At 40.7% G+C, this 12,189-nt stretch carries 9 protein-coding genes; 8 read left to right on the forward strand and 1 reads right to left on the reverse strand.

Annotated elements, in window-relative coordinates; genetic code table 11:
- Nucleotides 1–30: 30 nt before the first annotated feature.
- Nucleotides 31–1,173 carry a baeRF3 domain-containing protein gene (locus BLT15_RS07555; protein ID WP_089760351.1) on the reverse strand — a complete coding sequence of 381 codons (1,143 nt, stop codon included), beginning with the start codon at nt 1,171–1,173 and terminating at the stop codon, nt 31–33.
- A 273-nt stretch (nt 1,174–1,446) separates the two neighbouring features.
- On the opposite strand from BLT15_RS07555, the gene BLT15_RS07560 reads away from it, so the two are divergent.
- From BLT15_RS07560 to coaE, 8 genes are all read left to right on the forward strand, one after another.
- A complete protein-coding gene (locus BLT15_RS07560) occupies nt 1,447–2,250 on the forward strand; it encodes a methyltetrahydrofolate cobalamin methyltransferase (RefSeq protein WP_089760353.1) in 804 nt (267 codons plus the stop codon).
- A gap of 214 nt (nt 2,251–2,464) precedes the next feature.
- A complete protein-coding gene (locus BLT15_RS07565) occupies nt 2,465–3,853 on the forward strand; it encodes a TldD/PmbA family protein (RefSeq protein WP_089760355.1) in 1,389 nt (462 codons plus the stop codon).
- Nucleotides 3,846–5,192, forward strand: coding sequence for a TldD/PmbA family protein (locus BLT15_RS07570; protein ID WP_159429865.1), 1,347 nt, complete (start codon nt 3,846–3,848; stop codon nt 5,190–5,192). The genes BLT15_RS07565 and BLT15_RS07570 overlap by 8 nt, the downstream gene beginning before the upstream one ends.
- A gap of 80 nt (nt 5,193–5,272) precedes the next feature.
- Nucleotides 5,273–7,441, forward strand: coding sequence for an InlB B-repeat-containing protein (locus tag BLT15_RS07575; protein ID WP_089760359.1), 2,169 nt, complete (start codon nt 5,273–5,275; stop codon nt 7,439–7,441).
- A gap of 79 nt (nt 7,442–7,520) precedes the next feature.
- On the forward strand, nt 7,521–7,886 hold the full coding sequence (locus BLT15_RS07580) for an ArsR/SmtB family transcription factor (RefSeq protein ID WP_089760361.1): 366 nt from the start codon (nt 7,521–7,523) through the stop codon (nt 7,884–7,886).
- Nucleotides 7,887–8,075: 189 nt separating this feature from the next.
- A complete protein-coding gene (gene polA / locus BLT15_RS07585) occupies nt 8,076–10,703 on the forward strand; it encodes a DNA polymerase I (RefSeq protein WP_089760363.1) in 2,628 nt (875 codons plus the stop codon).
- A complete protein-coding gene (mutM, locus tag BLT15_RS07590; protein ID WP_089760366.1) occupies nt 10,696–11,523 on the forward strand; it encodes a bifunctional DNA-formamidopyrimidine glycosylase/DNA-(apurinic or apyrimidinic site) lyase in 828 nt (275 codons plus the stop codon). The genes polA and mutM overlap by 8 nt, the downstream gene beginning before the upstream one ends.
- An 18-nt stretch (nt 11,524–11,541) precedes the next feature.
- On the forward strand, nt 11,542–12,141 hold the full coding sequence (coaE, locus tag BLT15_RS07595; protein WP_089760368.1) for a dephospho-CoA kinase: 600 nt from the start codon (nt 11,542–11,544) through the stop codon (nt 12,139–12,141).
- The last annotated feature ends 48 nt before the right edge of the window (nt 12,142–12,189 follow it).

Raw genomic sequence — 12,189 nt, forward strand, 5'->3', positions numbered from 1 at the left:
AAAGTTAGATTCAGTTTTAACTGTTCCAGCTTAATATCTGTATATTGCGCAAATATCAGCATTATCCGGCATTTCTTCTTGAGTCATAAGAAAAATTTGACCGCCTGTTTTAAGTGTGTTAATTGCAGCTAAATTGGGCAGGCTATAGCCTGTGGTAGAGCTTTGATTGTTCTTAATTCTATTTTCCTCCTGATCAAAAATTCCTGCAGGTTCATCTAACTCATTGAGGAGGAGAGTGTCCACTCTTCCCTGGTGAGAAGCTGAAAGTATTTCTTCCAGTTCCGCTGACGTTTTTTTGGTATTTTTTAATTCCCTGTACTGATCGCTTATTTCCTGATGCGGTTTTTTGAAATGGGGCTGAATAACATCCAGGGATTTATCCAAAATTTCTTCTCGGGCCAATCTGTCGGGGCTGCCCTGAATAAATTTTTCCTGCAGACCCTTGTAATCAAAAACTTTCTTAATGTGGGGAAAAAGTTCTTTTACACACATCACGAATAAAGGGAAATCTTGTTCCTGAAGATGATCATTTAGAGAGTCGTGCACTTCGTTCAAATATTTGATCAATCTTGCGGGAACTTTTTGATCGCGTTCATCATGGCCGTGGTGAATTACCGATGTTCCTCCTCTGGAAGCAGAGTGTTGTTGAGTGGAGGACTGCCGGTCGTCGTCAGCTATTACTTCATCAAGGTTCTCGGGCATGTCAGGGATTTCAACCAACTCTATTTCTTGAGGAGTTCCCTGAAAAAATCGGCAGCTTTTTCGGCTTACAGCCAGAAGAAAGAATCTTTTCTCGGAGAAAATTTCAGGAATTAAAGGAGAAATATAAAAATATTTTTCGAGCTTTATTTTAGGCTCAAATTTTAGAGGGAGCCTGTAAATTTTGAAATCTCTTTGGCTTTTCAGGATTGCCAGCCCCCTGCTCTGCTCAAGCCAGAAGTCCCTATCATTTAACAAATTTTCCAGAGGATGGAGAAATTCATCTGCTTCTTCCCCTTCGATATCCCAGGCCCTGAGTTTATTTCGGGCTTCCCTGTAAAGGTTTTTGAATTGAATTTTCATCTTTTCAACTGCCTCTCCAGCAGAAGATTCCGCGGGCATAAACATTGTCAGGCAGGGCCTATTGTTCTCATTAAGGAGATCTTTGATCTCTGCTTTTGTGATTTTATCCATAATATCTCCTCCCAAATAATTTAGATTTCTCGGAATTTAAAGTTTGACTTTTCTGATATTAATTATTATGTGCTGTCAATAAGATGAATCCGACTGTGCTTTTAATGATATCAGGAGCCTAACCGGTTTGCAACAGAAATTTTAATCACTGTTTCACTTTAATTTTTTTCAAAAAAAGATTATAATATTATAGTGAGGGTGTATACTAACATTTTACAGAAACATTGAGATTAATGGATTAAAATTACATTTAACTACAAGGGGGTTAAATTAATGATTGTTATTGGAGAACTGATAAACACCAGCCGGGAAGGCTTGGAGGAGGCCGTAAAGGAAAGAGATGCTGAATTTATTCAGGATCTGGCCAAAAATCAGGAAGAAGCTGGTGCTGCTTACGTGGATGTAAACTGCGGTACTCTCATAAAAGAAGAGGAGGAAGCAATTGAGTGGCTGGTAGAAACTGCCCAGGAGGTTGTCGATGTTCCTCTGAGCATTGACAGCCCCAATCCAGAAGCGGTCAAACGCGGTCTTGAGAAACATGAAAATGAGAGTCCTCCGCTTATTAACTCCATAACTGATGAAGAAGAGCGTTATGATGAGCTGCTGCCCTTGATACAGGAATATGAAGCTAATGTAATAGCTCTGTGTATGGAAGATGAGGGTATGCCAGATGATTGTGATGATAGAATTAGGATTGCCAGCAATCTTGTTGATAATTTGAAGGAAGATGGTATAGAAGAGGACAGGATTTTTGTCGATCCCATCATTCAGCCGATTGGAACAGATCAGGAAATGGGTCTGCATATATTAAATGCTATTGAGGCAATAACTGAAAAATATCCAGAGGTACATATAACCTGTGGGCTAAGCAATATTTCTCATGGCATGCCTCAGCGTCCCCTGTTAAACAGAGCATTTTTGGTTTTAGCAATGAGCAGAGGAATGGACAGCGCAATTATCGACCCTCTGGATGAACACTTAATGTCCCTGGCTACAGCTTCAGAAACGCTGCTCGGCAACGATGAAGGCTGCATGAACTATCTGCAGGAATCCAGAGCCGATAATCTCGTCGTCTGATAAATATCCCTGAAGGCGCATGTTAAAATTTTTGATAATCACTAAGATCCTGACGGTTTAATTTTTTGCCCCGGTGCTTTAATGAGCGCCGGGCTTTTCATTTGAATATAATTATCCCTAAAAAAGGAGGAGGATTTTTTCTCGCAGATAAGAATTAAAGTATACAGTTATGATTGTGGGCGCTGGCGGAAAATAAAAATAGGAGGAGTATTTCATGTTCGAGAAATTTAAAGATCTGGTTGATCTGGTTGATTTTCATTTAGAATTGAGATTCCATAGAAGGGAAATAAGCAATTTAAGCATAAAAAACGGTAGTTTGAGAGATGCCAGCAGTTCTGAGCTGAGAGGAGTGGGGATCAGAGCTTTGAAGAACGGCAGCTGGGGATTTGCTGCTACATCAGATTTGTCCTACCAAAGTCTCAAGACTTCAGCTTTAGAAGCTGGAAAGGCTGCCCAAAAGGCGGCAGCAGCCAGTTCAGACAAGATTGAAGGTCTGGCATCTGCTGAAATGGCCAGAGGCGATTTTAAAACCTATTCAGAATCAGCTGAATATGAGCCTGAACTGGCAGAGAAAATTGATACTCTGTTGACATGCGATAAAAAAATTCGGGAAAGCGATGAGCTTGTTGAGGGAAGTGCAGTAGGCTTCACCGAACAAATAAACAAAAAGTATATTTTTACCTCTGACGGTGCAAAAGCAGAGGTGCAGGACAAAAAAGCAGATATCTCCCTCAATGCTTTCGGCGGGAGGTCAGGAAGACAGGAAAAGGCTAAAGTCAGCAAATCTATAACCGGTGACTGGAACAGGCTATTTTCCAATAAGAGTCTGAGGCAGATGAGGGTTGATGTTATAAAGATTCTTAAAGAAAAATTTAAGGCTGAAAAAATTGAGGGGGGAATATATAAGGTTATACTGGACCCTGCCCTGGTGGGGGTATTAGCACATGAAGCTATCGGCCACACTGTCGAAGCTGACTTTGTTAAATCGGGATCTGCAGCCAGGGGAAAAATAGGTGAAGTAGTGGCCAGCGATTTGATCACCATGGTAGATGATGGAGGTTTATGCGATGCTTCGGGGAAAATTCTGGTGGATGATGAAGGTGTGAAAGCCGGAGAGACAGTAATCATCGAGAACGGTGTTATGAAAAATTATCTTCATAATCGTGAAACGGCGTATGAATTTTCAGCTGAACCGGGTGGAAATGCCCGTGCTTATAATTACAACGATGAACCTTTAATCAGAATGACCAATACATATATAAAACCGGGAAATGATGAGCTGGAGAATATGATTTCAGAAATTGACGAAGGGCTTTATCTCAAGGGACTGGGAGAAGGAGGACAGGCGGATTCCACGGCTGAATTCATGTTTGATGTCGAACGGGCCTATAAAATTGAGGATGGGGAAATAGACAGACCGGTGAAAGGAGTTACTATAACGGGACAGGCTTATGATGTTCTTAAAAGCGTTGATGCTATAAGCGAGGAGTTTGAAATCGGTCTGGGAAGGGGTTATTGTGGCAAATGGCAGCGGGCTAAAGTAGATGCTGGAGGCCCGTACCTGAGATGTCAAGTCAAAGTTGGAGGCAAAAACAGTGGATGATATCAGCGAATTAAAAGGCGAAAAAATATGCCGGGAAATTCTGGAGCGCGGATTGGAACTAAAAGGAATTGATGAGATTGAAGTTTTTTTTCAGAGCAATAAAACTAATGAAATAAAAATTGAGCAAAATGATATAGGAGTTCCCAAGACGAATTATTATAGAGGAGTGGGGATCAGAGTTTTTCAGAATGGAGGCCAGGGTTTTTCCTCAACCAATGTCATGGGGGAAGAAGAGATAGAAAAAGCTTTGAAAAATGCCGCTTCTATTGCTAAGAAATCTCCTGCTGATCCCGATAATAAACTTCCTGAGCCTGGCAAAATCGCAGGTGTGGAGGATATTTACGACGAAACCATAGAGGACATCAAACTGGAAAATTTGATTGAAAACGCCAGCGATTTTAAAAACGAATTTTTGATGGACAGCAGAGGTATTATCGATTCAGCCAGCTTTAAAAGCAGCAGATCGGTGAGAGCTATAGCGAATTCCAGAGGAATTTCTGCTGAAGAAAAGAGCACTCATTTTCAAAGTTCTGCGATTGGATTTGCCCGGGAAGACGATGATATCTCATCATTTGACATTGAAACTCAGGCGGCCTGTCAGTATAAAGACTTTAAACCGGTGGTAAGCGCGGAGAATCTCAGAGAAAAAGTTATTTCTTCTCTGGGAGCCAGAAAAATAGAAGGTTTTACAGGGAAGATTTTATTGGCTCCTGAGGCTGCGGCAAAATTAATAGTCAATCCTATAATTTCTGCGATTAATGCTAAAAATGTTGCTGATGGACTTTCACCCTGGAAGAATAAACTCAATGAAAAAGTGACTTCAGAAAAAATAACATTATCCGATAGAAGCTCTCTGCCGGGAGGAGTAGGATCGAAAAGTTTTGATCGGGAGGGAGTTCCGCCTGTAGATATGGAGATTATTGAAAATGGAGTCCTGAAAAACCTGCTGCACAATTCCTATTCAGCTTCATATTTTGATACAAAGTCCAACGGCCATGCCCGTGGGGGAGCTCAAAGTACTCCCGGAGTAGGTACTACCAATGTACTTTTGAGAAAAGGCGATCTGCCGGTATCAGAAATTTGCCGATCTATAAAAAAGGGATTGCTGGTAAATCGTTATTCTGGCAGTGCCGACCATTTGAGCGGAAGCTTTTCTGGAGCAGTTAAGGGTGGATACCTGATTTCCAGCGGCGACAAAAAGCCCGTGCGAGAAGCTATGATTTCAGGCAACATTTATGAGCTGCTGAATAAAGTGGAGGCTGTTTCAAGAGATACCAGTCAGGTAGGCAGCTTCAGGCTGCCATATTTGCTCTTTAAAAATGTTGATATTACCGGATGATTGAGGAAGCCGGGAAGGATTATAGGACATGATGAAGAATTTAATAAACACAGTATTTTAACAGGAGAGAGGTGGGGAATATGAAAGGCAAGAAGAAAATTATACTTATACTATTGCTGCTTTTGATTCTTGGGACGGGAGTTCTCCACTTTAGCGATTTATTATTAGAATATCATGAGCTTGAGATTGAGCTGGATGGAGAAGGGCATACAAATCCTGAACCCGGCATACATGAGTATGAAGATGGAGAGGAGATAGAGATCACAGCCGAACCGGAGCAGGGGTGGCGATTTGTTGAATGGACAGGCGATATAGATTCAGATCACAGAAATTTAGAGCTTAATATTGAAGAAGATATATATTTAAAGGCGAACTTTGTCAGAGAGGAGTTCAGCCTGGATCTTGATTTTTCAGCAGAACGCGGAGAAATAAAACTTTCTCCAGATCAGGAGTATTACAAATATGGAGAGCAGGTGACGCTGGAGGCGATGCCAGAAGAAGGTTATGAATTTACTCGCTGGCAGGGAGATCTGGAAGGAGAGGAAAAGGAAAAAAAGATTGAAATTTCCAGAGATCTTGAGATAGCAGCAGTTTTTGAGCACAAAAGCTATACGCTCAAAGCCCATGTGAGAGGTGAAGGTGAGATAAACTGGGAAGTTATTGATATTCCTGAAGATAAAGATATAGAAAACGAACAGGGTACAATAATCGATAAAACCGGGTTAGAATTCCCCGCTGGAACCCGATTGAGTCTGGAGGCAGTTCCGGGAGAGGACTGGGAATTCGCCGGCTGGCGTGGAGATTTTGAGCAAGAAGACAGGGAATTTGAAATTGAGCTGCATGATGATACAGAAATCAGCGCCCTGATGATTCATGATGATTATATTGCCAGACCGGATATCTCTGCTGAGCATGGCGAGATCAAAATTCAACCTGAAGAAGATATTTATGAAAAAGGGCAGGAAGTAGAAATTAAAGCAGTTCCTGATACTGGTTTTAAATTTGAACGCTGGCAGGGAGACCTGGAAGGAGATGAGCCCGAAAAGTTATTTGAAATACATGATGAAAAATTTATAGAAGCTATTTTTGAGCGAGCATTCTATGATGTCCTGGTAACAATTGAGGGAAATGGCGATGTAGAATGGGAGCTTGTAGAGATACCTGAAGATGTAATTAGAGATGAAACAGAAGATATGATCGAATCTCATACAGAATTATCAGTTCCTCATAATGCTTTACTGAGATTTGAGGCTTTTCCTGATCCGGGTAATAAATTCGTGGGCTGGGGAGAAGACATCGAGAGTGAAGACGAAATTTTGGAAGTTGATATAAAAGAAGATCTTGAAATAACTGCAGAATTTGAGAGCCAGCAGTATACTATAGAACTCGATTATGATACAGACAGGGGTGAAGTTTTATCAGAACCTGATAGAGATTATTACCATTATGGAGATGAAGTTCAGATTGAAGCTGTGCCAGAAGAAGGTTTTCAGTTTACTGGCTGGGATGGAGATTTAGAAGGAGAAGATCCGGTTAAGACTGTGGTTATAGATGAGAATATCGCTGTAGATGCGGGATTTGACTGGAAAAGATACAGTCTTGAGGTTTCATATGACGAAGAGAGGGGTCGCATAGATTCATTCCCGGATAGAACGACCTATCACCATGGAGAAAGCGTAACTGTTGAGGCTAAACCTGAATCCGGATGGGAATTCAGAGAGTGGAGAGGAGATTTAGAGGGAGAAGAGCCGGAAATGGATTTTGAAATGAGAGATGATATGAAAATTGAAGCAGCATTTGTTCCTGAAGATTATGAGTTTCTGCTGGAATTTGACGAAGATAAAGGGGAGATAAATATAGACCCGGAAAAAGATCACTATCAAAAAGGGGATCAGATCTTTTTGACAGCTGAAGCCAGAGAGGGTTACACTTTTGAGCGCTGGTATGGTGATATCGAGGGCGAGGATCCAGAAATAAGTCTCGAGGTGAAAGAGGAGATGAAAATCGGAGCCGAATTTGTGCCGGCCCGGTATGAATTGGATGTGATTGTTTTGGGGGATGGAGTGGTAAATTACGAACCAGAGAAAGATGATTATGAATATGGTGAAGAAATAAAAATCGAAGCCCGACCTGAACTGAGCTGGGAGTTTTTAAGGTGGTCAGGAGATCTAACCGGCAGAGAGAACCCCAAAACATTTGTAATAAAAGATGATATGACAGTAGAAGTTAGATTCAGATTTGAAAAGTAATATTGAAAATCAAAGATAAAAGTTTGTTGAAAATCAGACCTGTTCTATCTCTAGAAATGCTTCTGAGGAGGCAGGCAAAATGGAAATAGAGGCTTTATTTAAGGCCTTATCGCATAGAAACAGGCTGAGAATAATAAATCTTTTACACGAGAGCGAGCTATGTGTTTGTGAGCTGAAACATATCATGGAGACCACGCAGTCCAATGTATCTCGTCATCTCGGAAAGCTCAAAAATACGGGATTGATTACATTCAGAAGGGATGCTCAATGGATTTATTACAGTATAGATGATGAATTTGTCAGTTCTCACCCTTTTATGGAAATGGTTTTAAATGACGAGCTTGATGAGGGAATTTTTGAAGAGGATGACGAGAAATTGAAATGCTATCTTAACAGCGATCTAGACTGCAGCGATCTCAGGGAAGGAAACTGCATAGATTTTTAGCGTAGAATATATTTTCTGCAAGGAGGAAAAGGCGTGTTCAGTGAGTCTTTGTTTTCTGGTCTTGTTCCTGCAATTAAATTTACTCTGGCGATATTGATTTTAATAGTAGCAGTGGATTTCAGCAGATAAAACATATAGATCTGGATTTTACGGAAATTAGTAAACTGGAAGGAGAGTGCAAGTTTTAATATGGGTATTGATGAAAAAATATATCTCTTAGATGGCCACAGCCTTGCTCACCGGGCTTTTTATGCTCTCCCTATGCTAACCAATTCAGATGGGGAGTATACCAATTCGGTCTTTGGTTTCACAAAAATGCTTTTGAGTCTTATAGATGAAAAATCGCCGGAATATCTGGCTGTGGCCATGGATAAAGAGGGTAAGACTTTTAGACATGAAGAGTATGAAGAATATAAAGCTGACAGGAAGGAAACTCCTGCTGAGCTCAAGCCGCAGTTTGATAAAATCAAGAAAGTGCTTGAACTTCTGAAGATTCCTCTTTATGAGAAAAAAGGATTTGAAGCCGATGATTTGATTGGTACCATAGCAAATAAAGCTGCCGGTGAAAGTTTAAAGGTGGTTATTGTGAGCGGAGACAGGGATGTTCTGCAGCTTGTCGATAAAAACATATCAGTACTTTACACCAGTGGCGGTATCAAAGATAGGACATTTTATGATCTGGAAAAGGTCAGGGAGGAGTACGAGTTAGAACCTGAACAGCTAGTGGATATGAAAGGCTTGATGGGGGATAGTTCTGATAATATTCCGGGAGTTCCTTTGATCGGAGAAAAAACTGCCACAAAACTGCTGAAGAAATTTTCGGACTTAGAGACGATTTTGGATAACATTGACAAGGTTTCAGGCGAAAAGCGAAGTGAAAATCTCAAAAATTTTGCTGATCAGGCTCGGATGAGCAAAAAACTAGGATTAATTGATACCAGTGTCCCCCTGGAGTTTAAACTGGAAGATTGTCGCAGAGGAGAATTTGATGAGGCAGAGGTTTATGAGTATTTTTCCAGCCTTGGTTTTGACAGTCTGCTGGGCAGGTTTGAATCGGGAAGAAAAAAATTAGATGGTTCAGATATCAATTTGATTGAAAAGCCGGATATCAATAATATGATTCAAAATGTGACTCAGAAGGCAGCTGAAGATGGAGTTTTAAAAATTTCAGTGCTTTATTCCGGGGAGAAATCGCCTGTAGAAAATTTCGAAGAAGGGAAAATTTTACTTGCTGGAGAAGATGGGATCTATCAGATCAAACCCGGCACTTTAACTGAAATATGGAATGAAATTTATGATTCAGATAATACGAAACTAAAAATTTGCCAGGGAAAAGAATTGCTGCTGGTTTTGAGAAGTGCCGGCATTCCTCTGCCAGATATTGATTTTGAGCCTCAGCTGGCCAGTTATCTCTTAAATCCTTCTGATAGCCTTCCTGATCATCAGGATATTTTGAAAAAACATCTGAAGCTGGATGTGTCAGAGGAGATAGAACTCCGGGTAATTCAAGCTCATTTTCTAAACAAAATTGATCGAATAGAAGAGAAACTTCAAAATCGCCTGCAAGAAAAAAACCTTTTAAAACTTTATCATCAGGTCGAGCTTCCTCTGCTCGCTCCGCTTGCAGAAATGGAATACAATGGCATAAAAGTTGATACCGCTTGTCTGAACGATCTTTCCGAAAAATGGCAGGGTAAAATCGAAGAAATCGAAGAGAGAGCTTATGATCTGGCTGGCGAGGAATTTAACTTGAATTCCCCTCAGCAGGTCGGTGAGATTTTATTCGAAAAGTTAGAACTCCCTGTCATTAAAAAAACTAAAACTGGTTATTCCACCAGCATGTCCGTTCTTGAAAAAATTGAAGACGAACATCCGATAGTTCCTGTGATAAAAGAATTCAGACACTGGTCAAAGCTGAAATCCACCTATCTTGACGCACTGCCACCTCTCGTAAATGATGAAACAGGCAGAATTCATACGAGCTTTAACCAGATGGTTACGGCAACCGGTAGACTCAGCAGTACCGACCCCAATCTGCAGAATATTCCCATCAGGAGCGAAGAAGGAAGAGAAATCAGAAAAGCTTTTGTGCCTGGCTCAAAGGATTGGAAATTGCTCACTGCAGATTATTCACAGATCGAACTTAGAATTCTGGCCCATATCAGTGGAGATCAAAACTTGATTGAGACATTCAATAATAAAGGAGACATTCATAACGAAACTGCCAGGCGCATTTTTAACGTTGAATCGGAAGATGTGACCGGCAATATGCGCAGAAAGGCAAAAGTTATTAATTTTGGAATTGCCTATGGCATGAGTGCTTACAGTTTGAGTGAAGATCTGGATATACCTCATAATGAAGCAGAAGAGTACATCGAAAGGTATTTTTCCAGATTTTCAGGAGTAAAAAAGTACATGGATGAAATTGTTGAACGGGCAGGAGAACAGGGCTATGTCACAACGCTTTTGGACAGGCGTAGATATATCGCTGATATAAATAGCTCAAACTATCATCGCAGATCTTTTGCTGAAAGAACGGCTATTAATACTCCTATTCAGGGCAGCGCTGCTGATATTATGAAATTGGCTATGCTTGATGTTCATAAATTATTACAGGAAATGAAAGCCAGAATGCTGCTGCAGGTACATGACGAGCTGGTTTTAGAGGTCCCCGAGAGTGAGCTTGAAGATACAGCAGCCAGGGTGAAGCAGAAGATGGAAAATTGTTATGAATTGAAAGTACCAGTGATTGTGGATCTGGAAGCGGGAGATAACTGGAGAGACAAAGAAAAGCTGGGAGTGTCAGAGGATGCCTGAACTGCCAGAGGTTGAAACAGTAGTCAGAGGCCTCCGTGATGAGCTTTGCGGCAGCAAGATAGTTTCTGTCAGAATTAAAGAGGCTACTATTCTGGGCTATCCCCATGACAAAGATGAGTTTGCAAATGCTCTGGAAAACAAAAATATAACCGGTATGAGCAGAAGGGGTAAGTATATAGTAATTGAGCTTTCTGATGAAAAATTCCTGATAGTACATCTGAGAATGACAGGCAAACTTCTTATCAGAAATTCCGAATCTATTTTGAAAAAGCATACTCATGCTATTTTCAGTCTCGATGATTGCAGAGATTTGAGGTTTAATAATGTCAGGAAATTTGGCCGTCTATACCTGGTAGACCAGAATGAGATCGAAAAAGCCGGAAGTTTTTCAAAATTGGGTCCGGAACCTCTTTCAGACGAGTTTGACGAATCTGTCCTTGAAGAAATATTTGCGGGCAGAAAAGCTCCTGTTAAATCCGTTCTGCTTGATCAAAAAAAATTGGCCGGAATGGGAAACATATACTCAGATGAGGCATTATTTAGAGCAGGTATTAAACCTGATAAACCGGCTGGCGAGCTTGGTTTCTCAGAGATAAAAAAGCTTTATAACTCGATTATCACGGTTTTGAAAGCGGGAATCAAATATAGAGGCACCACATTTAGTGATTATGTTGATGCACTCGGAGAATCAGGTGATTTTCAGGATGAACTGAGAGTTTACGGGAGAGAAGAGGATAGCTGTCCTAATTGTGGATGTAAAATAGAAAAAGAAAAAATTTCTGGTCGTTCTTCTCATTATTGTCCTTCCTGTCAGGAGTGATTTTCGGAGGTGTAAATCATGGCTTTGGGGTTAACAGGTGGAATCGCTACCGGAAAAAGTACAGCTGCTTCGATACTTGAGAGATTTGGCGCCCATGTCATTGAGGCTGATGAAATTTCGCGAAAATTACTTGAAAAAGATGGAAATGCATATGAGGAGGTTGTTGCAGCTTTTGGCGGTGAAATATTAACTGAGGAAGGCAGAATCAATAGAAATAAGCTCGGTGAAATAATCTTTAATGATTCCCGTCGAAGACAAAAGCTTGAAAAAATCACTCATCCGTATATAATTAAAAAGCTTAAGAAAAGGCTTGCAGCCAGAAATTACAGCAGGGATACTGTCGCAGAGGTACCTCTGTTGTATGAAACGCAGCTGCAGCATTTGTTTGAGGAAGTCTGGGTTATTTCCTGCAGTGAAGAAGAGCAGATCTCCAGATTGAAAAACCGGGACGGTCTTGATAGTGCAGAAGCCTGCAGCCGTCTTTCAGCTCAAATGAGTCTTAAAGACAAAGAAGCCAAAGCTGATCAAGTCATAAAAAATGAGGGTTCTTTAGAAGAACTGGAAGATGAATTAAAAAAAGTCTGGGAGAATTGGATGGACAAGAATAAATTTGATTGAAAGATAACATGATATTATACATAGATTTATTCTTTTTTGGAGGAATTA

It is taken from the genome of Halarsenatibacter silvermanii, from assembly GCF_900103135.1.
Classification (GTDB): domain Bacteria; phylum Bacillota; class Halanaerobiia; order Halanaerobiales; family Halarsenatibacteraceae; genus Halarsenatibacter; species Halarsenatibacter silvermanii.

Bases quoted from the DNA above. Each gene is read 5' to 3' on its own strand.
- BLT15_RS07575 (WP_089760359.1), top strand. From the start codon at position 5,273: ATGAAAGGCAAGAAGAAAATTATACTTATACTATTGCTGCTTTTGATT.
- mutM (WP_089760366.1), top strand. From the start codon at position 10,696: ATGCCTGAACTGCCAGAGGTTGAAACAGTAGTCAGAGGCCTCCGTGAT.
- BLT15_RS07555 (WP_089760351.1), bottom strand. From the start codon at position 1,173: ATGGATAAAATCACAAAAGCAGAGATCAAAGATCTCCTTAATGAGAAC.
- BLT15_RS07560 (WP_089760353.1), top strand. From the start codon at position 1,447: ATGATTGTTATTGGAGAACTGATAAACACCAGCCGGGAAGGCTTGGAG.
- polA (WP_089760363.1), top strand. From the start codon at position 8,076: ATGGGTATTGATGAAAAAATATATCTCTTAGATGGCCACAGCCTTGCT.
- BLT15_RS07565 (WP_089760355.1), top strand. From the start codon at position 2,465: ATGTTCGAGAAATTTAAAGATCTGGTTGATCTGGTTGATTTTCATTTA.
- coaE (WP_089760368.1), top strand. From the start codon at position 11,542: ATGGCTTTGGGGTTAACAGGTGGAATCGCTACCGGAAAAAGTACAGCT.
- BLT15_RS07580 (WP_089760361.1), top strand. From the start codon at position 7,521: ATGGAAATAGAGGCTTTATTTAAGGCCTTATCGCATAGAAACAGGCTG.